32 protein-coding genes are annotated in these 22,406 nt (G+C 32.9%); 26 read left to right on the top strand and 6 right to left on the bottom strand.

Translation table 11 applies throughout. The features are described 5' to 3' along the window. Positions 1-65 precede the first annotated feature (65 nt). Positions 66-524, top strand: coding sequence for a phosphopantetheine adenylyltransferase (locus ACKI3D_RS08045; RefSeq protein WP_407393544.1), 459 nt, complete (start codon positions 66-68; stop codon positions 522-524). Positions 525-623: 99 nt separating this feature from the next. On the opposite strand, the gene ACKI3D_RS08040 is transcribed toward ACKI3D_RS08045, so the two are convergent. Beyond that, positions 624-806: a class III signal peptide-containing protein gene (locus ACKI3D_RS08040; RefSeq protein WP_407393542.1), complete on the bottom strand. Its 183-nt coding sequence runs from the start codon at positions 804-806 to the stop codon at positions 624-626. After that, positions 799-1,005, bottom strand: a complete 207-nt coding sequence (locus ACKI3D_RS08035; protein ID WP_407393540.1) for a class III signal peptide-containing protein — start codon at positions 1,003-1,005, stop codon at positions 799-801. The genes ACKI3D_RS08040 and ACKI3D_RS08035 overlap by 8 nt, the downstream gene beginning before the upstream one ends. A 184-nt stretch (positions 1,006-1,189) precedes the next feature. Here ACKI3D_RS08035 and ACKI3D_RS08030 point away from each other — a divergent pair, with 184 nt between their 5' ends. Beyond that, positions 1,190-2,362, top strand: a complete 1,173-nt coding sequence (locus tag ACKI3D_RS08030; RefSeq protein WP_407393539.1) for a hypothetical protein — start codon at positions 1,190-1,192, stop codon at positions 2,360-2,362. Further along, positions 2,362-3,081, top strand: a complete 720-nt coding sequence (locus ACKI3D_RS08025) for a metal-dependent hydrolase (protein ID WP_407393538.1) — start codon at positions 2,362-2,364, stop codon at positions 3,079-3,081. Before ACKI3D_RS08030 ends, ACKI3D_RS08025 begins: the two co-directional genes overlap by 1 nt. Here ACKI3D_RS08025 and rqcH read toward each other — a convergent pair. Continuing rightward, the gene (gene rqcH, locus ACKI3D_RS08020; RefSeq protein ID WP_407393536.1) at positions 3,078-5,084 is read right to left on the bottom strand and encodes a ribosome rescue protein RqcH; all 2,007 of its coding nucleotides are present in this window, start codon (positions 5,082-5,084) and stop codon (positions 3,078-3,080) included. The genes ACKI3D_RS08025 and rqcH overlap by 4 nt on opposite strands. Positions 5,085-5,169: 85 nt before the next feature. On the opposite strand from rqcH, the gene ACKI3D_RS08015 reads away from it, so the two are divergent. After that, on the top strand, positions 5,170-5,442 hold the full coding sequence (locus ACKI3D_RS08015) for a hypothetical protein (RefSeq protein WP_407393535.1): 273 nt from the start codon (positions 5,170-5,172) through the stop codon (positions 5,440-5,442). Here the strand turns inward: ACKI3D_RS08015 and ACKI3D_RS08010 are convergent. Beyond that, a complete protein-coding gene (locus ACKI3D_RS08010; protein ID WP_407393534.1) occupies positions 5,437-7,257 on the bottom strand; it encodes a DUF2070 family protein in 1,821 nt (606 codons plus the stop codon). The genes ACKI3D_RS08015 and ACKI3D_RS08010 overlap by 6 nt on opposite strands. 99 nt (positions 7,258-7,356) lie before the next feature. Between ACKI3D_RS08010 and ACKI3D_RS08005 the strand changes: the two genes are divergently transcribed. The 3 genes from ACKI3D_RS08005 to ACKI3D_RS07995 all read left to right on the top strand — a co-directional run bounded on the left by ACKI3D_RS08005 (position 7,357) and on the right by ACKI3D_RS07995 (position 9,461). Next, positions 7,357-7,878, top strand: coding sequence for a FumA C-terminus/TtdB family hydratase beta subunit (locus tag ACKI3D_RS08005; protein WP_407393533.1), 522 nt, complete (start codon positions 7,357-7,359; stop codon positions 7,876-7,878). Positions 7,879-7,976: 98 nt separating this feature from the next. Beyond that, positions 7,977-8,306 (top strand): hypothetical protein, encoded by a 330-nt coding sequence (locus ACKI3D_RS08000; RefSeq protein WP_407393531.1) that lies wholly within the window; start codon positions 7,977-7,979, stop codon positions 8,304-8,306. Beyond that, entirely contained in the window at positions 8,307-9,461 is a 1,155-nt protein-coding gene (locus ACKI3D_RS07995; RefSeq protein ID WP_407393529.1) for a TIGR03576 family pyridoxal phosphate-dependent enzyme, read from the top strand. Here the strand turns inward: ACKI3D_RS07995 and ACKI3D_RS07990 are convergent. Further along, complete coding sequence (locus ACKI3D_RS07990; RefSeq protein ID WP_407393528.1) at positions 9,451-10,368, bottom strand: biotin--[acetyl-CoA-carboxylase] ligase; 918 nt, start codon at positions 10,366-10,368, stop codon at positions 9,451-9,453. The genes ACKI3D_RS07995 and ACKI3D_RS07990 overlap by 11 nt on opposite strands. A 16-nt stretch (positions 10,369-10,384) precedes the next feature. Continuing rightward, complete coding sequence (locus ACKI3D_RS07985) at positions 10,385-11,875, bottom strand: acetyl-CoA carboxylase biotin carboxylase subunit (protein WP_407393526.1); 1,491 nt, start codon at positions 11,873-11,875, stop codon at positions 10,385-10,387. 72 nt (positions 11,876-11,947) lie between these two features. On the opposite strand from ACKI3D_RS07985, the gene ACKI3D_RS07980 reads away from it, so the two are divergent. The 19 genes from ACKI3D_RS07980 (at position 11,948) to ACKI3D_RS07890 (ending at position 22,292) form a co-directional block, all read left to right on the top strand. Continuing rightward, on the top strand, positions 11,948-12,577 hold the full coding sequence (locus ACKI3D_RS07980; protein WP_407393524.1) for an METTL5 family protein: 630 nt from the start codon (positions 11,948-11,950) through the stop codon (positions 12,575-12,577). A gap of 245 nt (positions 12,578-12,822) precedes the next feature. Then, on the top strand, positions 12,823-13,650 hold the full coding sequence (locus ACKI3D_RS07975) for a putative RNA uridine N3 methyltransferase (RefSeq protein WP_407393522.1): 828 nt from the start codon (positions 12,823-12,825) through the stop codon (positions 13,648-13,650). 340 nt (positions 13,651-13,990) lie between these two features. Next, entirely contained in the window at positions 13,991-15,001 is a 1,011-nt protein-coding gene (rpl3p, locus tag ACKI3D_RS07970; RefSeq protein WP_407393520.1) for a 50S ribosomal protein L3, read from the top strand. A gap of 2 nt (positions 15,002-15,003) precedes the next feature. Continuing rightward, the gene (gene rpl4p / locus ACKI3D_RS07965; RefSeq protein WP_407393518.1) at positions 15,004-15,768 is read left to right on the top strand and encodes a 50S ribosomal protein L4; all 765 of its coding nucleotides are present in this window, start codon (positions 15,004-15,006) and stop codon (positions 15,766-15,768) included. 22 nt (positions 15,769-15,790) lie between these two features. Beyond that, the gene (locus tag ACKI3D_RS07960) at positions 15,791-16,051 is read left to right on the top strand and encodes a 50S ribosomal protein L23 (protein WP_407393517.1); all 261 of its coding nucleotides are present in this window, start codon (positions 15,791-15,793) and stop codon (positions 16,049-16,051) included. Between the two features lie 12 nt (positions 16,052-16,063). Then, complete coding sequence (locus ACKI3D_RS07955; RefSeq protein ID WP_405303776.1) at positions 16,064-16,789, top strand: 50S ribosomal protein L2; 726 nt, start codon at positions 16,064-16,066, stop codon at positions 16,787-16,789. Between the two features lie 15 nt (positions 16,790-16,804). Continuing rightward, complete coding sequence (gene rpsS, locus ACKI3D_RS07950) at positions 16,805-17,215, top strand: 30S ribosomal protein S19 (protein ID WP_407393515.1); 411 nt, start codon at positions 16,805-16,807, stop codon at positions 17,213-17,215. 12 nt (positions 17,216-17,227) lie between these two features. Continuing rightward, entirely contained in the window at positions 17,228-17,692 is a 465-nt protein-coding gene (locus ACKI3D_RS07945; protein ID WP_407393514.1) for a 50S ribosomal protein L22, read from the top strand. Continuing rightward, the gene (locus tag ACKI3D_RS07940) at positions 17,692-18,462 is read left to right on the top strand and encodes a 30S ribosomal protein S3 (RefSeq protein ID WP_407393512.1); all 771 of its coding nucleotides are present in this window, start codon (positions 17,692-17,694) and stop codon (positions 18,460-18,462) included. Before ACKI3D_RS07945 ends, ACKI3D_RS07940 begins: the two co-directional genes overlap by 1 nt. A gap of 34 nt (positions 18,463-18,496) precedes the next feature. Continuing rightward, on the top strand, positions 18,497-18,703 hold the full coding sequence (gene rpmC / locus ACKI3D_RS07935; RefSeq protein ID WP_116591334.1) for a 50S ribosomal protein L29: 207 nt from the start codon (positions 18,497-18,499) through the stop codon (positions 18,701-18,703). Beyond that, positions 18,704-19,042 carry a stress response translation initiation inhibitor YciH gene (gene yciH / locus ACKI3D_RS07930; protein ID WP_407393510.1) on the top strand — a complete coding sequence of 113 codons (339 nt, stop codon included), beginning with the start codon at positions 18,704-18,706 and terminating at the stop codon, positions 19,040-19,042. A gap of 83 nt (positions 19,043-19,125) precedes the next feature. Continuing rightward, the gene (locus ACKI3D_RS07925; protein ID WP_407393508.1) at positions 19,126-19,404 is read left to right on the top strand and encodes a ribonuclease P protein component 1; all 279 of its coding nucleotides are present in this window, start codon (positions 19,126-19,128) and stop codon (positions 19,402-19,404) included. An 11-nt stretch (positions 19,405-19,415) separates the two neighbouring features. Next, a complete protein-coding gene (locus ACKI3D_RS07920) occupies positions 19,416-19,733 on the top strand; it encodes a 30S ribosomal protein S17 (RefSeq protein WP_407393507.1) in 318 nt (105 codons plus the stop codon). A 5-nt stretch (positions 19,734-19,738) separates the two neighbouring features. Continuing rightward, complete coding sequence (locus tag ACKI3D_RS07915; protein ID WP_407393505.1) at positions 19,739-20,137, top strand: 50S ribosomal protein L14; 399 nt, start codon at positions 19,739-19,741, stop codon at positions 20,135-20,137. 8 nt (positions 20,138-20,145) lie between these two features. Beyond that, positions 20,146-20,496: a 50S ribosomal protein L24 gene (gene rplX, locus ACKI3D_RS07910; protein WP_407393504.1), complete on the top strand. Its 351-nt coding sequence runs from the start codon at positions 20,146-20,148 to the stop codon at positions 20,494-20,496. A gap of 1 nt (position 20,497) precedes the next feature. Then, positions 20,498-21,226, top strand: a complete 729-nt coding sequence (locus ACKI3D_RS07905) for a 30S ribosomal protein S4e (RefSeq protein ID WP_407393502.1) — start codon at positions 20,498-20,500, stop codon at positions 21,224-21,226. Then, positions 21,223-21,735, top strand: a complete 513-nt coding sequence (locus tag ACKI3D_RS07900) for a 50S ribosomal protein L5 (protein ID WP_407393501.1) — start codon at positions 21,223-21,225, stop codon at positions 21,733-21,735. The genes ACKI3D_RS07905 and ACKI3D_RS07900 overlap by 4 nt, the downstream gene beginning before the upstream one ends. A 9-nt stretch (positions 21,736-21,744) precedes the next feature. Then, entirely contained in the window at positions 21,745-21,888 is a 144-nt protein-coding gene (locus ACKI3D_RS07895; RefSeq protein WP_116591326.1) for a 30S ribosomal protein S14, read from the top strand. Between the two features lie 11 nt (positions 21,889-21,899). Continuing rightward, on the top strand, positions 21,900-22,292 hold the full coding sequence (locus tag ACKI3D_RS07890; RefSeq protein ID WP_296872763.1) for a 30S ribosomal protein S8: 393 nt from the start codon (positions 21,900-21,902) through the stop codon (positions 22,290-22,292). Positions 22,293-22,406: the final 114 nt, after the last annotated feature.

Genomic DNA, 22,406 nt, shown 5'->3' with positions numbered 1-22,406 from the left:
GCTACTAATTTATAATAGTTTTAATAAATACTTTAATTAAGTAAAATAATAATTAGGATAAGATTATGAATTCTAAAAAATATAATAAGGTGGCTGTTGGCGGAACTTTTGACAAGTTTCATGATGGTCATAAAAAATTATTATCGACTGCTTTTGAAATAGGCGATAGAGTCGAAATTGGTGTAACTTCCGATGCTTTTGGAGGTTTGAAAGGAGATATTGATTCTTGTAAAGAGAGAATGAGTAATCTTAAATCTTTTTTTTCTGATAAGACTAATTTTGTTGTCATTCCATTAAATGATCCTTATGGAACTACTATTTTTGATAAGGATTTTGAAGCTATTGTTGTTAGTGAGGAAACTGAACCTACTGCTTTGGAGATTAATAAAATAAGAGCGTCTAAAGGAATGAAACCACTAGATATTGTTGTCGTTAGTTTTGTTTTAGCCTATGATGGCAATCCTATTTCTTCGACACGCATTAGGCGTGGAGAAATTAATCAAAATGGTAACATTATTATTTAGGTTCATAGGAATTGATATGAATTAACTAATGTTAATTCTGAAGTTTGGAATGAAATTTTAAATTCTTTAGTAGGAAAATAGAGAGTTAACTCCCTATTTTCATATTTTATTTATTAGAAAATCTCTTTCTTTTTTTAACAAATCTTTTAAGTTGTTCTCTGTTTTTTGAGTTATATTTGAGATATAACTGCCTACAAGAAGTACAATAACTATTAATCCACCAATTATCAAGATTAGTTCTGCACTTCCCTGTCCTTTGTTGTCTAATTTTTTACTATACATGGGTTCTGTTGTCGAGTATTGTATTCCTAACATCAATGATATCGTCTTTTGCCTTTAAACTGACATCACTTGTGTTCATATAGGATCGGTATATGGTCAATGCTAGCAATGCAATAACTATAACTCCTCCGAATAGCAATATGTATTCTGCGGCCCCTTGGCCTGAATTTTCATTGATGAATTTTTTCATGTCTTTCATGTTTTTCACCATTACAAATATTGGATTTTTTACTATATTAATATTACTATTTTATAAAAAAGTATTACTTCATTGCTTTTTTACACTTATTTTCGTGTTTTTTTCCATTAGGTTTATTAATAGGGTCGGATATATTGTATAATTAGTTAAATATAGAGTGATAATAATTGATAAGGGTGAAAACGTGGGAAATACAATAAAATTAGTTTCAGGTTTTATTTTATTTGTAATTGGTGTTCTCATTGCATATGAGACAAAAGTGTATAACTTACTTGACTTTTTGTTAGTGGTTGGTTTGATAATATCAATAGTAGGAATCATATTGCTTATCAGCTATTTTGTTGATTCTAATGCGGATAGGACTACTAACATGATTAAAGACTTTTTAAATTCCAAAGAATTTACAGGTCCTTCTTTTAATGGTTTAGAAAGAAAAACTCCTAATTCTAATGGTCCTTTAAGAGTTCGCAATGATTATAATGAATTTGATGATGTGGAATATGAAGACTTGGTAATTGAAGATTTCGTAACTGATTACCAGGAAGACGAGTATTTGTCTAATCGTATCAGACCTCCAATGGAAGACAATCCAAAAGCTGTTTTAAATGTGGTTAATAGACCGGAACGTGAGATTGACTTTGATAAACAATTAGATTTTACTCCTAATTATGAAAAACCATTAAAAGTCACAAGAGCTCCTAGAAAACGTCAAGCAGATTATTTTGCTGATGAAATTCCACCATTTGTAGTTGAAAATGACAAATCTGAAGAAATTAAATTGGCACTTTCTAAAGAGGAACCGGAAGAAGTAATTGTACCTCAAAAAGAGGTAGTTCCTGAAATTGCACAACCTAGAGATATTAAGATTGACATTAACGACCCTGAAAGTTTACCAGTTCCAAAATCCTTAAATAGTTATGTAATTTCTGAAAATGGGCTTGTAACTTCAAAAGAAGCTTTTGATCAATTGGCGGTTAATGTAAATAAGGAAATCATGCTGGAAATTCCTTCCTTAAATGATTTATCTGACAGATTCCTATCTCATGTGCCAACAATTTATTCAAGAGTAATTATTGATGAATTTGACATTTCTGACATGTCCTACATGTTTTTAATATCTTCTCTTTTAAAACAAGGAGTTCATATTAAAACAGTTCCTAAAGTACATACAGTTAATTTAATCACTGATGATTCACATGCCATGATTATTTCAGAAGGTCAAAACGAAATGGAGTACGGTGCAATATATAATGATAGAAACTCTATTTCAAATATTCGTGCAGACTTTGAAAAAACTTGGAATATTGCATCCAATTTAGATGAAAATATTCTTATGGGTGTTGGAGGAGCAGTATAATGGAAATTAGATGGTTAGGTCATTCCGCTTTTGAAATAATTAGTGATGATAATGTTAAAATATTAATTGATCCGTTTATTAGCAATAATCCAGTTTGCGATGTGCCTGTAGAAGAATTAAACCCAGATATTATATTACTTACCCATGGTCATTCTGATCATTTTGGAGATGCATTAGAAATATCTAACAGCACTAACGCCCCTATTGCATGTATCCATGAAATATCACTCTTTTTAGCAAAACAAGGGATTAGAAACATTAGTGTTAATATAGGTGGATCTTTTATATTTAGAAATATAAAATTCACAATGCTTGAAGCAAAACACTCTTCAGATATTGACGTTGTTGAAGAAACAGTTCCTGGAGGTACTGCTGCAAGCTTTTTAATAACATTTGAAGACGGAACAAAAATATTCCATGCGGGAGATACAGGTTTATTCGGAGATATGAAAGAGATTATCGGAGCCATTTATAAACCGGATATTGTATTGCTTCCGATTGGTGATAAGTTTACTATGGGTCCTTTCGAAGCAGCTCTTGCTTCAATGTGGTTAAATCCAAAAGTAGTTATTCCAATGCATTATAATACATTCCCGCCTATCGAACAAGACCCGGCAATATTTACTAACTTTGTTAGTCAGTTTAATCCAAAAATAGATGTTGTGGTCATGAATCCTAATGAATATTTTGAATATAATCCTGAAAATTATCAGGATTAATTCTTTTCATATTTTTTTCTTTGATGATACTCTTCATCAATATCGCATTTTCCAGATGGCAATACTCTTATGATATCATCTAGGCTTAATAAATCATCTTCATTTATTTTATGAAGAATTTTCTTAGCAATTGCTTCTTTTTTTGTAAAGCCCGGTTTTAAAACAACATAATTTTCACTATGTGCCTCAAGCGCTTCAATAGGACCTACCATTACACGTTTTCCTTCATAATCAACTATTCCAATTGCTAGTTTTACTCTTGCGCCACGAATGTAATTGCGGTGACCCCTTATTACGAATGACCCTTTTGGTAAAAATTCTCCTGCTTCAGGTGTTTTTGAAACTTGGTCTGGATGGACCCAAAATACGTCCTGTGTTGTGAAGCCCAATGACCAAGCAGATGAAAAGGATGCTGCAAACTCACCTGATTCTTTAAGGATAGTGTCATTTAATTCCTTGCCATTTAATTTTATGGCAGTGGAACTCGCACCATGTATATCCGCATGTAAATAAATATCATTTGGTTCTAAATACTTTTTAACAACACTTTCATTAGTGCTTGCATCACGGCCTCCAACCACTAGAATGTTGTTTGAACTTAAGAACCATCTTAATTTTTCATACCATTTAAGATCTTTTTTAACTCTCTTTTTAGGCACTTCAACACGTTCCATTGCTATATCTTTTTTAGCTTTAATATCTTCAAGCTGTTTTTTAGTGTTTTCAATAGCTATTAATGCTCCTTTTGTTTTTCGTTTAGCCTTTTTAGCTTTTTCATAATATACTTCAGCATTTTCAGCTATTGTCAGTTTAGGGTCAATTGTTATTTTGGTATCATCAATGTCTAATGTTAAAACGCCTAATTTATCGATGGATTCATAGATTTGGGCCTCGGCCATTCCATCATCTTTAGCTTTCTTAAGAGTTTTCCCAATTTCTTTAAAAGAGTAGTCTTTACCTCTTGCTGTAGCTACAACATTTATTATATTTTCGATACTAGGGTAATTAGAATAAATAACCTCTCCTTTATGTTGGCTATCTTCAATGGTTCTTGCAAAATTATCAAGGGTTTCTTGCTGCAAATTTAATCTTTTTTCAAACTTGTTTACCTTTTTATTCCAGGCCGCTTCTTTGATATCTTTGATAGTTGAATTGATTTTTTTTGAATAGAATTCATCACACGCTTCATTAAAAGTACTATAATAAGTTTTTTCAAAATCCTGATATTTGCTTAAATCTAGGGGAACAACATCCTCTTTTGATTCATTTTTAACTATTTGCGGTTTAACTAATCCTTCTTTTAAATTGTCAAATATCTCTCGAATACTATTATAAAGGGTGCTTATCTGTTTGTCATCCAATTCGCTAGCGGGAGTTGTTTTTTCAATTTCAACTGTTTCATTTGACCTTTGAATAATTTCTTCAGCATATAAACTTCCCAGTCCGTTCATTGCAAGTGTTCTTACAACATCCTTATCGCTGTTTTCAAATATTTCCTTTAATTCATCTTCAGATATAGTGATGGGATTCATTCCTCTTTCTTCGGGGAAAACATATTCTCTTTTTGAGCTTATGTCTCTACTGCTCATCTGTTTTCTTTTAAGAGGTAAAATTATGTTGTCCTCATCATCTAAAAGGATTATGTTTCCCTTGTCAAATAATTCAACTATTAATGTGTAATATTTGTCCTTTTTAAATTTCATTACAATTACACGATCAAAATTATGTTGTTTAATGCTTTCCAAATGAGCTCCCTTGAGCCTTTTTCTTAAAAGCATTGGAAATGTTGGAGGGGTAGTAGGATTTTCAAGAGGGTACTGGCTAGTATGTATTCTGGAGCCACATTGCATGACCAAATCTACTCTGCCGGTTCCTGCAACATGAAATCTCATAACTACGATATCTGAAGTGGGTTGGAATGATTTATCGACTCTAGCTCCACTTAATAAATTATTTAATTCATCACTTATTGTATAAATGTCTACGTTAGACATGGATTTCATTATTTAACACCTTTTTCATCAATACTTTAATATATTATAACTCACTAAAATTATATTAATATATTTAATTTAATGGAGGATATTAATGGACACTACTATAAAAGTTACAACTATTCATATAATTGCCGCACTTGTTGCAGCATTAATATCAACCGGTTTGTCTGCTGGTTGGTTTGGATTTAAAAATGATGTCTTCGCATTATTTGTTGCAGTAATTATATTATATTTTGTGGGTCAATTTTCACAAAAGATCGCTGGAGATGAAATCTCCGGATTTACTCAATGGTTATGGGATGGAATATCACCATTTTTCTTCACATGGGTTATTGCATACACATTATTCATGATGTATCTATAAACCGCCAAAGAATAACCATATAAATACTATTAATAAAGCAGTAATCAATAAGACTGGAGCTATAATTTTGCTAACAGCAACAACGGAGCTGATTGTTGAGATTAACTCTGTTGAGTTGTTTGGGCCGAATGTATTCAGGCCAATAATCTTTTCGGTTCCAGTTCCAACTTCTACTTTTTCTAAATCTTTCATCGCTTCTTGAATACTGATTTTTACATATTCTATAATTTCAGGTCTTTTTGCAACTCCAATTGGATTATATCCTCTGGAAATTGTATTAACAGTATGAGTATCAGTTGTCATTACTTCAATTTCATCTATTTCCAAATCACTAACGGCATCAATGATTTCTTGTCTGAATCCGATTTCCATATTATTTGAATCAAAAAGAACATAAGCGGTTCTCTGACCTGCAACTTCAATAATCATTGTTTTTATACCGCTTTCACCAATTCCTTCCTGTTTATCCAGGTCTTCCATATTATTTTGATAACAGCCTACCTTAATCTCATATTTTTCCTGTTCAGGATTGATTTTATCAATAACCTCAATCAATTGGAAAACTTCAGAGTTTCCTGGAAGAACTTCTCCACTTTCTGCAGTGAATGAATTGTGGCAGTCTACGATTACTGAATCCTTTACTTTGCATCGGCTTCTACTTTGAGCCATCATTGTAAGTCCGACACCAAATTCGATATCATCAACGGCTTCCGGAGCAAATGTGGACAAAATCACCATTCCCTCATTGAAGAATTGAACCCCAATATTTGCTTTTTCTGAATTGTATCTGATGAATCTGCTTGCATATGGATCGTATTCTACATTATCCAATCCTTTTTTAACTGAATCTTCGATTTTATCTATTTCTGAAACTGCAATCGGATTGAAGTCATGTGTTGAAGGTCCATGGGCAACCATTGTAAAGTGTTCAAATCTATCTGCAAGTATTGTTGGCATATTGGATCCACCTAAATCTCCAAGTGGTCCGGGATGGACGGAAGGGGATATGAACAATGCTTTTATTTTGCTTTCAGTCTTAAAGCTGATGAATGTCACAACGGTATCGATAGCTTCACTCATCGGTTCAAACAGTCTTTCAAGAGAATTTGAGCCTTCATTCATATGTGCAATAAATAAGCTTAATAAATCCAGAACTCCAATTCCTAAATTTTTCTTGAATGGGGATGCGATAACTCTAATAAATGCATAAATGGCTAAAACGAATATTATTGCAGCTATCATTGCTTTAATAGTGATTTGCAAAATTGCTGGGCCTATGAAACTAGTATCAGTAGTTAAAAATGTTATGAGTGTGTATAATGCTAAAATAAGGATTGGCTGGATTAAACCTGCTGTTGCAGCAATTGAAAATCTTACCTTTGATGTTGTCCAGAATACTAATGTATTGAACCCATAGATTATTACACAACCGAATAATAATGAATTTAAGAACAAGTTGGTATTAAATATTCTTGATAGTATAGTTCCGCCAATCAGAATCAAACCTAAAAAGGTCATTGAAAGAGCGCATAGAAACATTGAATGCTTAATCTTTAGGTTTATTCCATGAAGAACGCTTATCACCTGTTGATTTAATGCCCCGCTCATTATTGAACTGAATCCTAAAACTATTAAACCAAATAAACCTCCAGATATTATGGATTCCAGAAGTCCAAAACTTGGAAATAGATTAATCACATATGTAACACTTCCGATAATGATACTAATCAAAAGCATTCCCATTATGGAATATTCAGTTTTTGGCAGGGTTGTGATATACTTTGATAATCCTGCTACACTACTCATACTTGACATTTTTTTTTACCCATTACATTTATTAAATCTAAAAATTTTATATTACTATAGAATATATGTTTTCTTTATAAATAATATTTTTTGATACAAGGTGAATAAATGGAAAAAAAATTAAATGTTCCAATTAAAGATGAAGACTTAAATGAGTTAAAAGCAGGGGATGTAATTTATTTAACCGGAAATATTTTAACAGCTAGAGATCAAGCTCACAAAAGAATTATCGAACAAGGAGCTCCATTAAACATTGAAGGGGCAGCCATATTCCATGCAGGCCCGATTATTTCTGAAAAAGATGGCACTTATGAAATGGTGGCTATTGGCCCTACTACTTCAATGAGAATGAATCCCTATCAAAGTGATGTTCTAGACATGGGGGCTAAAATTGTGATTGGCAAAGGTGGAATGGACGATACTGTAAGAGAAGCTTTGATAAGGAATAAAGCCCTTTATGTTGTAGCTACTGGAGGATGTGCCGCATTATATGTCGATGCTGTTGAAAAAATTGAAGGTGTAGATTGGTTAGACCTTGGAATGCCCGAAGCAATATGGAATCTAAAAGTTAAAGATTTTGGCCCACTTATTGTTGCAATGGACAGTAACGGCAATAGTTTGTATGATTGATATCATCATTAAAAAGGAATACTTATATATCATTTAATTTATAGTATATTTTGATTTACATTAATCATTTAATAGATAAAATTAAAGGAAGTGTAATTATGGCTGATATTAATGAAGTTGCTGAAAAAAAGTTTAAATCAAGAATGACAAAAATTAGAAAATGTAACAGAGAACCTGAAGAAAAAGCAAAGTTTTCTGAAAAATTTGGTACTTCTTTTGAAATAGAATTCCAAAACAAGAATCCTGATAAACTCACTGATGGTATAACTATTTTTACAAGTCCTGAAGGTAAAGTTTTATTCGCTGAATATTACTATCAAATCCCTGAAGATGAAGAATATACTTCCATTGATATTAATGAAAAACAATTAAAATCAATTATTGAGTTCTTTGAAGATTATAAATTAGAATTAGATGACTCTGATTAGATGATAGTTGATAGCTCTTTAGATGAAGTCAAAAAAAGGGAGAATGCCCTTTCAATTATAAAGAATATAGTTGAAACTAGTGGCAGGTCTTCTTTATTCGATTTAACAGGTTTATCTGGAGGTTTTATTGCAAATCCTTCAGAACTTAGTTTGTTGGAAACATATGTCGGTCCAGCTATTTTTGAAGATGACCTTCAGGAAGTTGGAAAAGAGCATATGGGTGGTGAAAAAGTTTTACCATTAAATAGAACTTCTTCAGGTATTTTAGCTACAATCTTAACATTAGTTAAGGAAGATTCTAACGTAGTACATTACCTTGCCGAATTGCCTGCTCATCCATCAATTCCAAGAAGCTGTAAGTTAGTTGGTGCTAATTACTTTGAAACCGATAATTTTGATGAGTTTTCAATCCCTGAAAACACTTCATTAGTTATTGTCACCGGATCTACAATGGATCATAAGGTCATTGATGAAGGTGAATTTAAAAAAGTAATTGAAATGGCACATGAAAAGGATATTCCGGTCATGGTTGATGATGCATCAGGGGCTAGACTTAGAACTGTTGTCTTCAATCAAGCCAAAGCATGTGATTTGGGAGCCGATATTGCAATAACTAGTACTGATAAACTAATGCCAGGTCCAAGAGGAGGATTAATGGCAGGTAGTGAAGAGTTAATTGACAAAATTAAAGTTAAAGTAAATCAATTTGGTCTTGAAGCTCAACCGCCAGCAGTTCTTGCAATGTTAAATGGAATAAAAAATTTTAAAGAGGATAATCTAAAGGATAGTTTTTCTAGAAAAGACGAGTTATTTGATTTATTAAATGAAAAATTCACTAATTTTGATAAAACCCCAACTGGAGTCATGATTTCTCCTGAAGGTTTGAGTAATGAAATATCAGTTTCACACAATTTATCCGAAAATGATTTGGCATTCGTATTTTCATTTATTTTATTAAAAGAGCATGGAATTATTACAATTCCGCCAGTTTCAATGCCGGGTGCATCTGCAACAATTAGATTTGATTTGTCAACTGCCGATGCATTTAATTTAGATTTAAATGATTTAAATAAAAAAATAGAATCTTCATTTGATAGATTACAGGGCGTAATCACAAATGAAGAAGAATGTAGGGAGATTGTATTTAATTCTTGATTATACATTCTCCGGAAATTACTTTTTCTAAGGTTCCATCAATTTTTTCAACGATTAGTGCACCTTCTTTACCAATTCCAACAACATATCCATCGTAATATTTGTTGAATGGGGTTCTTACTTCTACAATTTTACCAATTGTATATGAGCGTTTTCTCCATTCTTTTAATATTTCTTCATATCCTCCTTGGTTGAAAAGTTCACTAATTATTTCGAATTCTTCTAAAAATGTTTTGATTAAAAGATTTTCATTTCCAGTTCTGCCAAGCTCTTCTTTTAGAGTGGTTGTACCTACTTGCAATTCTTCAGGGAAATCCTCAACATTTAGGTTTGCATCAATGCCCACACCGATAATAACATTTTCAATAGTGTTGAATTTAGCAACCGCTTCAGTTAAGATTCCGCAGACTTTTTTACCATTAATCATTATGTCATTTGGCCATTTGATTTCAGGATTTTCAACACCAAGCTTTTCAAGGGTTTTTGCAACTGCTACTCCAGTTGCTAATGTTATAAGTGGAAGTTTGGAGTGGTCTACATTAGGATTCAATATGATTGATAGCCATACTCCTCCTAATGGGGATTCCCATGCTTTTCCAGATCTTCCTCTTGCATTTGTTTGTTTTTCAGAAATTATGACAGTTCCGTTATCAATTTCGTTCATTGATAAAAATTTTGCAACAGTATTGGTTGAGCTTACTTCATTGTAAACAAAGATATTTTGCCCAATATATTCTGTGTTCAATTCTTTTGAGATTTCAGATGATTTGATATATTCGGTTTCCTGTTTTCCAATTTCCTGAACAATGCTTGAAAAGTCAAGGATGTCTACTTTTTTTATTTCATCAATGGCATCTTCGGAAAGCTTGCCTTCTTTTTTTAATAATTTTATAATTTCAGTACGCATGAATCAATCTCCAAATTTATTTTTGCATTTGTTTATGTTTGATTGCATTTTGATATGAGCCTACTGCAGCGGAAATTGCAGCAATCTTTTTAGCTGGCATGAAAGTGGATTTCAATCTGTTTTCATAGTCCATATCTTCCTCAATGACATTGTGCATTTCTTCTTCAATTCCCTTTTTGTAGGTATCAATGAAATGGGTGTTCAAATCACCAGATAAGAAATTTGGATTTCTTAAAACAGCTTTATGGAATGGAATTGTAGTTTTAACACCTAAAATGATGTATTCACGTAATGCCCTTTTCATTCTGTTTATTGCATCGTCCCTGTTTCTTCCATAGGTAATTAATTTGGAAATCATTGAGTCATAGAATGTTGGAATTGTGTAGTTCATGTATACTCCACTATCCAAACGAACGCCAGGTCCTCCAGGTGATCTGTAACCTGTGATTTTACCAGGATTTGGTGCAAAGTCATTAAGAGGGTCTTCTGCATTGATACGGCATTCAATAGCATGACCGTTAACTACAATGTCCTTTTGCTCTAAAGTCAATTCATCACCGTTGGCTATTCTGATTTGTTCTTTAATTAAGTCAGTATTGGTAATCAATTCTGTTATCGGGTGTTCTACTTGAATACGTGTATTCATTTCAAGGAAGTAATATTCGCCGTTATCGTATAGGAACTCCACTGTACCTGCACTTGTGTATCCGATGTATTCTGCAGCTTTAACAGCACTTCCACCCATTTGTTCCCTTAGCTCTTCAGTCATAATTGGGGAAGGTGCCTCTTCTAAGAGTTTTTGATGTCTTCTTTGGATTGAACATTCCCTATCAGCAACATGAATTACATTTCCGTGTTCATCTGCTAAAAGTTGGAATTCGATGTGACGTGGTTTTTCAAGGTATTTTTCAATAAATACTGTTGAATCTCCAAAGTTTGTTGATGCAACTGATTGAGTAGATTCAATTGCACGAACAAGTTCATCTTCTTCGTACACTGCACGCATACCAATTCCTCCACCACCGGCGGAAGCTTTAACGATTACCGGATAACCAATTTGTGCAGCTATATCTTTTGCTTCTTCAATATCTGTAATTCCTTCAGGTGTTCCTTCAATAACTGGCACTCCTGCTTTTTTCATGAGAGCTTTTGATGTGATTTTGTCCCCCATTTTATTGATTACATCTCCACTTGGTCCAATGAGTTTAATTCCATTTTTTTCACATTCTTGTCCGAAGTGAGCGTTTTCAGCTAAAAATCCATAACCTGGGTGTATTGCATCTGCACCAGATTCAAGAGCAATATCAATAATTTTTTCGATATTCAAATATGATTTTGCTGGTGAAGGATTACCCAATGGATAGCTTTCATCTGCATAATTTTTGTAAAGAGAAGTAGAATCTGCATCAGAGTAAATGGCTACAGTATCGATATCAAGTTCACGACATGCTCGCATAACTCTTATTGCAATTTCTCCTCTATTTGCAATTAATACTTTTTCAAACATTTGAAACCTCAAAATAATTTTTTTTGTTAATAATATAATTATATATTATATGATATATTAAATATTTGATTAATGAAAAACATTACTCGTAAAAAACATTTAGAAATTAAACTTCAGTCCATTCCAACTCATCCAAAACCGAAGGTTGGACTTGAACAGTATACCACTCCATCCATTATAGCATCTGATTTAATATGGAATGCTTATTCATTGGGTGATATTGAAGATATGAATGTCATTGATTTGGGTTGCGGCACAGGAATCTTTGCAATCGGCTGTGCATTGATGGGTGCAAATTTGTCAATTGGTGTGGATGTGGATGTTGATTCCATTAATCTGGCATGTGAAGTTAAAGATAAGTTAAAATTGGACAATGTAAAATTCATCAATAAGGACATCATTGATTTTAATGAGGGTTATGACGTAAATACTGTATTTCAAAATCCTCCATTTGGATCTCAAAGAAAAGCAGAAAGCGGTCAGGATTTAAAGTTTGTCAAAAAGGCTATTGAATTGGATCCTGAAGTTTTATATTCATTTCATATGGCATCAACTGAAGAATTTTTAATAAATCATTATGAAAATAGCAATTTAAAAATAACCCATATTTTCAGGTACAAGTTCCCAATTCCTAAAATTTATGATTTTCACACAAAAGAAAAACAGAATGTTGATGTTATTGTGATAAGAGCCGAATTGTAAGGTTTAATATTTTTTCATTTTCTTATTTTTTCTCATTTTATATCAAAAAAACAATACCTTTATATAGTGCATGGTATAGATTTAATATTAATATATTCTCTGAGTATACAAAAGTTGGTAGCATAAAAAAGAAGCTACAGATATTATAATTGATATAATATTTTGTAAATGTGTAAGTCTATTTAGTGATAGCTATATAAATGTAGGGTAATCTTTATATACTTTAGTTTACATAATGTAAGGTAATGTATAAAGATGAGCTATCTATATTTATTCCAAACTCGTTTCTTTCTGAGTCTAAAGATCTTAAAATTCGTACTTATAAAGTAGGTATTTTAGGTAGAGCTTTAGCTATTTTTCAAGCAGATAATGTGGTTATTTACAATGATGACCATGTTAAAAATGAAGATGGAGAAATGGACGGATCTTTTATTGCTGAAGTTTTAAATTATATGAATACTCCTCAATATTTGAGGAAACAAGCATTTCCTATAAGGCCAGAACTTAAGCATGTAGGTATTCTTCCACCGCTTAGGACTCCTCATCATCCTGTTAATAGTCAACCAGACGTGGGGGATTATAGACAAGGTTTCACTGTTAAAAGAAATAAGAAAGGAACTTATGTTGATATAGGTATGGATAAACTTGCATTCTGTAAAGAGCAACTTTCAGTCAAAAAAATTTTTGACTTTAAGATTACTAAAATTGCTAAGAAAGAAGTAATAGTCACACCTGATAAACCAGATGACGTTTACTGGGGATATAATGTTATGTCCTCTACTAAGAGTCTTAAAAATAGCTTAAAATTAATTAAACCTGATCTTGTTGTTGAAACTACAAGATATGGAGATTATATTGATTCTATTTTTGATGAATTAAAACATAAAGTAGATGAATCCAAAAGTATTGCTATTTTATTTGGTGGCCCTTATTCTTCAATATCAGAAGATGTTTCAAGTGGAAATTGGGATTTAGTTAAAATCAATACTATTCCTAATCAAGGAACAGAGACTGTAAGGACTGAAGAGGCAGTTGTCGCTACACTTTCTTTATTTAACTTTATTAGATTTTAATTCTCTTTAATATTAGTTTTACACTACTAATAGATAACTTGCTCAACTTTTTATACATTAATGTTTTTAGGACTCTCCTAAAAATAAACTTAGCACAGAATGATTTATACATTAAATATATTCTTGATTGTGCTTCAATTGAATTAGACTCAATGGAATATATTGAAATTTGATATTTATCTAGTTGTAATCCTTTTTACAGCTATTTATTAATTCGATGAAGTTATATTTTATATGATTTTGTCAAACTTCATTAATAGCTTTTAATTTGGCTATTAATCAAAAAAATTAAATTGATTTAAAAAATAAGGAAAAAATATTAATAAGGAGGTAAAATTAAATGGTTAGACATCACCAGCCAAGGAAAGGGTCTGTTGCTTTTAGTCCAAGGAAAAGAGCAGCAAAAGAAACCCCTAGAGTAAAGGCTTGGCCTCAAATTGATGAACCAAAATTACTCGGCCTCGCAGGATATAAAGTCGGTATGACTCACGCTTTAGTCACTGATACTGATAAGAATTCTCCTACCAGTGGTATGGAAGTATTCACTCCAGTAACTGTATTGGAAGTTCCTCCGGTCGTTGTAATGGGAATTAGAGCTTATGAAAAAACTTCTCGTGGTTTGAAAGTAATCACCGAAGTACTTGCAGATAATTTGGATGAAGAACTTTCTAGGAAAATTTCTCTTCCTAAGGAGTATAATAAATCCGAAGCTATTGCTAGAATACAAGGTGCATTAGAAAACACAGAGGAAATTAGGGTATTAGTACACACAAATCCAAAAGTAACTAGCGTACCTAAGAAGAAACCAGATATCTTTGAATGTGGTATTGGTGGATCCAATGTTGAAGAAAAATTGAATACTGCATTAGAATTATTAGGTAATGAAGTAAAAGCTAGTGAAATCTTCAATGAAGGAGAATTTTGTGATGCAATTGCAACTACAAAAGGAAAAGGATTCCAAGGTGTAGTAAAAAGATGGAATATTAGAATCCAATACGGTAAAGCTGTAAGAGCAGGTAAAGGTAGACACGTAGGTTCTATTGGACCTTGGACACCTAGAAGAACCATGTGGACTGTAGCTCAAGCAGGTCAAATGGGATACCACAAAAGAACTGAATTTAACAAAAGGATTTTAAAAATTGCATCAGCAGATGAAGTTGACCAAATTAACCCAGATGGTGGATTTGTTAAATACGGTCTTGTTAAAAATGATTACGTTTTAGTTAAAGGATCCCTCCCAGGACCTTCTAAAAGATTAGTAATCTTAAGACAACCTATCAGACCTAATAATAAAGCTGAGGATATACCTCAAATTAACTACATAAGTACAAAATCTAAACAAGGGGTATAATCATGAAAGTTAACGTTTATTCTATTGAAGGGGAAGTCAAAGAACAAATTGAACTTCCAGCTATTTTTGATGAAGTATATAGACCAGATTTAATCAAAAGAGCCGTACTTTCTGCACAATCCGCTAGAGTACAACCATGGGGTAATGACCCAATGGCAGGTAAAAGAACTTCCGCTAAAGGATGGGGTTCAGGTAGAGGTACCGCTAGAGTACCTAGGATTAAAAATGGTTCTAGAGCAGCTTTTGTACCAATGGCTATTGGTGGTAGACAAGCTCACCCAACTAGAGCAGAAAAAAATCACCATGAAAAAATCAACATAAAAGAAAGAAGATTCGCTATCAGATCTGCTGTTGCTGCAACTACCAATAAGGAAATTGTAGAAAACAGAGGTCACAAAGTAGAAGATTTAGAACAAGTTCCTATCATTGTTGAAGATGATATTGAAGCAGTAAAAACTGCAAAACAAACTCGTGAAATCTTCCAAAAATTAGGCGTTTATGATGATATTATTCGTGCAAAAGAAGGTAAAAGAATAAGAGCTGGTAGAGGTAAAACCAGAGGAAGAAAATACAAAAAGGTAAAAGGTCCTCTCGTAGTTGTTGGTGAAGATAACGGCATTTCTTTAGGTGCAAGAAACCATGCTGGTGTAGATGTTGTGGTTGCTGAAAACTTAAATGCTGAATTATTAGCTCCTGGTACTCATGCAGGAAGACTCACTATTTACACTAAATCAGCTGTTGAAAAGTTAGGAGGTTTATTCCAATAATTTGGAAAAATAGGTGATTATTATGGATGCATATTCAATTATTATTAAACCTCATGTTACTGAAAAAACCATGAATCTCATTGATTTAAATAATGAAATTACTTTTGTTGTACGTCGTACCGCTAACAAAAAGCAAATCAAAAGAGCTTTTGAAGAGCTATTCGAAGAAAAAGTAGCAAAAGTTAATACTCATATTACCACTAAAGGTGAAAAAGTAGCATATATTAAACTTGTTGAAGAAGAAATGGCAGAAGAACTCGCTGTCAGATTAGGAGTATTCTAAGGAGGAATTTGAATGGGAAAACGATTAATTCATCAAAGAAGAGGAAGAGGAACTCCTGCTCACCGTGTTGCTTCTCATCGTTTTAAAGATAAAATTAGATACAGATCTTACGATGCTTTAGAAAAAGAAGGTAGTATCAAAGGAAAAGTTATTGATATTGTACATGACCCAGCAAGAACCGCTCCTATTGCAGAAGTAAAATTCGAAAATGGTGAAAAGAAATTTATATTAGCACCTGAAAGCATTCAAGTCGATGATGAAATTGAATGTGGTATTTCTGCTCCTATTAAATTTGGTAATACATTACCACTTGCTGAAATTCCTGAAGGTACTCCAGTTTATGATATCGAAAACACACCAGGTGATGGTGGACGTTTTGTAAGATCTTCTGGAACTTATGCTAATGTTGTTACTCATGATGCTAACCAAACTGTTGTTGAATTACCATCTGGGGAATTAAAATACTTAAATCCTAACTGCCGTGCTAGTATTGGTGTAGTAGCTGGTGGAGGAAGAAAAGATAAACCATTCCTTAAAGCAGGTAAAAAATGGCATGCTTATAAAGCTAAAGGTAAGAAATTCATGACTGTAAGAGGAGTCGCAATGAATGCTGTTGATCACCCTCACGGGGGAGGTAACAGACAACATCCTGGTCGTCCAACTACTGTTTCCAGACATGCACCACCAGGAAGAAAAGTTGGTTCAATTGCAGCTAAGAGAACAGGTTTAAAAAGATAGATAGAGGGTGTTTCATTGGCAAGAAAAGTTTTTAAATATAAAGGTTATACTCTTGAAGAATTACAAGCTATGTCTTTAGAGGAAGTAATGGAATTATTCCCTGCAAGACAAAGAAGATCTTTAAAGAGAGGATTCTTACCAAGACAACAAATTGTTTTGGATAAAATGAGAAAATTAAATAAAGAAGGAACTAAAGATGGTCGTCCTGTTGTAGTAAGGACCCATTGTAGAGACATGATTGTTATACCGGAAATGGTTGGAACTACTTTCGGTATTTATGATGGTCAAAATTTTGTTGAAGTCACTATTGCGCCAGAAATGATTGGTCATTACTTTGGTGAATACGCACCAACAAGAAAAAGAGTTCAACACGGAGACCCAGGTATGGGTGCTACCAGATCATCCATGTTTGTACCACTTAAATAAGGAGATTAGAACATGGCTAACAAATATGCTTATAATAAAGAAGTTGATGAAGCAAAAACTGCACGTGCTATGGCAAAATCTCTTAAGATTTCTCCAAAGCACAGTGTTGAAATTTGCAGTGCAATCAGAGGAATGGAAGTAGAAAAAGCTAAAGCTTACTTAGCAGATGTTATTGCAATGAAAAAATCTGTTCCTTTCAAAAGACACAACAAAAAAGTTGGTCACAGAAAAGGACAAGAAGGTTGGCCTTCCGGAAGATACCCTGTTAAAGCAGCAGAACAAATTTTAAAAGTTTTAGAAAATGCTGAAGCTAACGCAGAGTACAAAGGTATGGACACAGAAAAATTATTCATTGAACACATTTCATCTCACAGAGGTGTTGTAATTCCTGGTTATATCCCAAGAGCATTCGGTAGAATGACTCCGTTTAACACACCTACTACTCATATTCAAATTGTATTACAGGAGGCTAACTAATGATAGAAAAAGATTTCGTTAAAGAAGGCCTTAGAAGAACTAGAATTGATGAATACTTAGAAAAAGAACTTGAAAGAGCCGGATACGGTGGTATGGAAGTTCAAATTACACCTTTAGGTACTATGGTTATTGTTTACGCAGAAAGACCTGGTATGGTAATTGGTAGAGGTGGAAAAAACGTAAGAACTATTACCAACACTCTTAAAACTGAATTTGGTTTAGACAATCCTCAAATTGAAGTTAAAGAGGTTGAAGTTCCAGAACTTAACCCTAAAATCATGGCTTACAAAATTTCTAACATGTTGCAAAGAGGTATGCACTTCAGAAGAGTTGCTTACTCTACCATTCGTAGAATTATGGGTGCTGGAGCTCAAGGTGTAGAAGTTACCATTTCCGGTAAAATCAGAGGTTCTAGATCTGCTGTAGCAAAATTCGTTGAAGGATACATCAAAAAATGTGGAGAACCTTCCATCAGATTTGTAGAAGAAGGTTTCGCTACTGCTGAATTAAAACCTGGTGTATTAGGTATTTATGTAAGAATTATGCCTCCGGATACTGTATTACCTGATTCAGTCGAAATTCTTCCTCCAAAAGTCATCATTGAAGAAGATGGTGAAGTAACTGAAGAAGAAATCGATGTTGAAACCGAAGAAATCATCGAAGAGGAAATCATCGAGGAAGTTGAAGATCTCGAAGAATTAGAAGAAGTAATCGAAGAAGAAGTTGTTGAAGAAGAGTCTACTGAAGAAGTAGAAGAAGAAGATAGTTAGATACAAATTTAATTATCTGTAAAGAGTTGGAACAATGGCGATTTTAAGAAGTAAAGAAATTTGGGACATGGAAGTTGATGAGATTCAAGATAAATTAGTTGAACTCAGAACTGAATTATCCAAAAATGTTTCTAAAAGTGCAGCTGCCGGGGTAGTTGAAAACCCTGGGAAAATTAGAGAATTGAAAAGAACAATTGCTCGTGTTCTTACAATATTGAATGAAAAACAAAAGGAGAATTAAATGTCAAAAATCTGTGATGTATGTGGGCTTCCTGAAGAACTTTGTGTTTGTGAAGAAATTGCACGTGAAGTTCAAACTCTAAAAGTTTTTACAGTTAGAAGAAGATTCGGAAAACTCATGACTATTATCGAAGGTATAGATGAACACGATATCGATATTAAAGAACTTACAAAAACTCTTAAGGCAAAATGTGCTTGCGGAGGAACTGCTAAAAATGGTCAAATTGAACTTCAAGGAGACCATAAGGTAAAAGTTAAATCAGTTTTATCTGATTTAGGTTTTTCATCAGACACTATCGAGATTCGTGAATCTAAAAAGAACAGTAAAAAAAGGAGATAATTCATCTACTCGATATGTTTTTCAATTAAATTTTGTAATTTTCTGCATAATTTATTGTAAATGTTACATTAAGAGATGGAATTATGATTACTTCAAAAAATTTAGTGCATCATGAATTCATTGGATTGAAAGTTCATGCAACAAATTTGAAGAATAAGTCTCTTAATTTAAAGGGAACAATTATTGATGAGACAAAAAATACCATTAAAATTGAAGAAGTTGATAATACCGAGAAAATAATTCCTAAAAAAGGCAATCTCTTCGTATTCGAACTTCCGAACGGGGAAAAAGTTGAAATTAATGGTAATATCTTGTCCATTCGTCCTGAAGATAGAATAAAAAAAAGGTTTAAAAAAATATAAATGGTGATAATATGGTTGGGCTTAACGTTCAAGAACCAGAAACTACATGTGATGATCCTAACTGCCCTTTCCACGGGACTTTACCTGTAAGAGGTCAAGTTCTTGAAGGAATTGTAGTAAGTAATAAAGCAGAAAGGACTATTACTGTTGAACGTAGTTACTATAAATTCATTAAAAAATACGAAAGATATGAAAAAAGGAAATCTAAAATCAATGTTCACAAACCAGATTGTTTACATGTGAATGTTGGTGATTCTGTAAAAATTGCAGAATGCAGACCATTAAGTAAAACTAAACATTTTGTTTTAGTTGAAGTTAAAGGAGAGTAATTATTATGAAACCATTAACCTCAAGTGTATCTAAAGCATTACCGATTGGAGCAAGACTTCAATGTGTTGACAATACTGGTGCTCGTGAAATCCAAATTATATCCGTTAAAGGATATAAAGGTGTAAGAAGAAGACTCGACGTAGCTGGTGTTGGAGATTTAGTTGTTGCTTCTGTTAAAAAAGGAACTGCAGACATGAGAAGAGAAGTTGTTAATGCAGTTGTAGTTAGACAAAAAAAGGAATATAGACGTGCTGACGGTCTTCGTGTAAAATTCGAAGATAATGCTGCTGTTATCATTACTCCTGAAGGAGTTTTAAAAGGATCTGAAATCAGAGGTCCTGTTGCTAAAGAAGCAGCTGACAGATGGCCAAGTGTTGGTAGTGCAGCAAGTATTTTAGTATAGGTGAAAAAATGTCAAAACAACCAAGAAAACAAAGAAAAGCTCTTTATAATGCTCCTGCTCACGCACGTGGAAAACATTTAAGTGCTTCTTTAAGTAAAGATTTAAGAGAAAAAATCGGAACTAGATCTTTACCAATTAGATCAGGAGACAAAGTTAGAGTTCTCCGTGGAGATTTCAAAGGACATGAAGGCGAAGTTCTTAGTGTAGACTATGGTTCATACAAAGTAACTATTGAAGAAGTTACCTTATCAAAACCTGACGGAACTGCTACATTCCTCCCAGTTGATCCATCTAACTTAGTAATTATTGATGCAGATTTAAAAGATGATAAAAGAATAAAAAATAAAGGAGATAATTAATATGGCTAAAATGGGATCTAGAAAACATCTTAAAAGATATAAGGCACCAAAATCCTGGCCTATTCATCCTAAAGAAGACACCTGGACTGTAAAACCTTCCCCAGGTTCTCACTCTATTATTGATTCTATTCCATTAACTTTAGTTATCAGAGATGTATTAAAATTAGCAGATAATGCTAGAGAAGCAAAAAGAATCATCAACTCTGGTAATGTTTTAGTAGATGGAAGAGTTGTTAAAGATTATAAATTCCCAGTTGGATTTATGGATATTATTGAAATTCCAAAAACTGGTGAATCTTATAGAGTTCTTTTAGATAGAAAAGGCAGATTACAATTAGATTTAATTGATGATAATAGTGCTAAATTATCTAAAATTGTTAATAAAACTACCATCAAAGGTGGAAAAACTCAATTAAACCTTCACGATGGTAAAAACGTAATCATTGATGAAAATGATTATTCTGTTGGAGATGTTATTTGTTTAAAAGTACCTGAACAAGAAATTGTTGAAGTATATCCTTTACAAGAAGGAGCTACTGTACTTGTTACTGGTGGTAAACACACTGGTGAATTAGGTACCGTTTCTGAAATTATTGAAAACAAATCTACTAATCCAAATACTATTATTATTGAAAATAGTGCTAAAGACGAATTTTTAACTTTAAAAGATTACGCATTTGTTGTTGGAACTGATGAACCAGCAATATCTTTATTGGAGGTTAATAAATGAACCCAATGAATGAAGTACGTATCGAAAAAGCTACTGTCAGCATTGGTGTTGGTGAAGCAGGTGAAAAGTTATCTCGTGCAATTACCTTATTAGAAAATATGTTCGACCAAACTCCTGTTAAAACTTACTCTAAAGTAACTAACCCAGAATGGGGTATTAGGAAAAAACAACCAATCGCATGTAAATTAACTTTACGTGGAGAAAAAGCTGATAAAGCTATCGATATGGTGTTAGAAGGTATTAGTAGAAATATTAAACCTACTCAATTTGATGCACAAGGAAATCTTTCTTTTGGTATCAGAGAACATATTGATATTCCTGGAATGAGATACAATCCGGATATCGGTATTTTCGGTATGAATGTTTCTGTTACTTTTGAAAAACCAGGTTACAGAATTTCCAGAAGAAAAATTAGACAAAAGAAAGTTCCTCAAAAACATAGAATTTCTAAAGAAGAAACTATGAAATACATGGAAGAAAATTTCAATGTTAATTATGTAACTGAATAAGGTGATATTTTGCCAAGAAAATACGGTAAAGCTTCAAAAAAATGTAGTCGTTGTGGAGACCATTCTGCTATGGTTAGCAGATATGGAATTAATTTATGCAGACAATGTTTTAGGGAAGTAGCTCCTAAAATGGGATTTAAAAAATATAATTAGAGGTTTTAAATATGAGTCTTATGGATCCTCTTGCTGATGCTTTAACAAATATCAGAAATAACGAATTACAAGTGAATGATTCTTGTGTTATTTCTCCTGCTTCCAAATTAATTGGACAAGTGTTAAGCACCATGCAAAAAGAGAATTATATTGGTAATTTTGAATATATTGATGACAACAGGGCAGGAAAATTCATAGTAGAATTAGAAGGTAACATTAACAAATGTGGTGTTATCAAACCTCGTCATGCTGTTAAGAAAGATGAATTTGAGAAATTTGAAAAAAGATATTTGCCAGCAAAGAATTTTGGTATATTAATCGTCACAACTCCTGAAGGAATTATGACTCACAATGAGGCTAAGGAAAGAGGAATTGGTGGACGTTTGTTGGCTTACATGTATTAGGTGATAAAATGGTAGTAGCTGCAGCTATAAGGGAAGAAATTGAAATCCCTGAAGGCGTTGAAGTTATAAAGTCGGATCGTAGCCATGTCGTTCTGTGAGCCAAGGAGTTGAGGC

Source organism: Methanobrevibacter sp., assembly GCF_045586545.1.
Lineage (GTDB): Archaea > Methanobacteriota > Methanobacteria > Methanobacteriales > Methanobacteriaceae > Methanocatella.
This window is presented reverse-complemented; position numbering and strand designations above follow the sequence as displayed.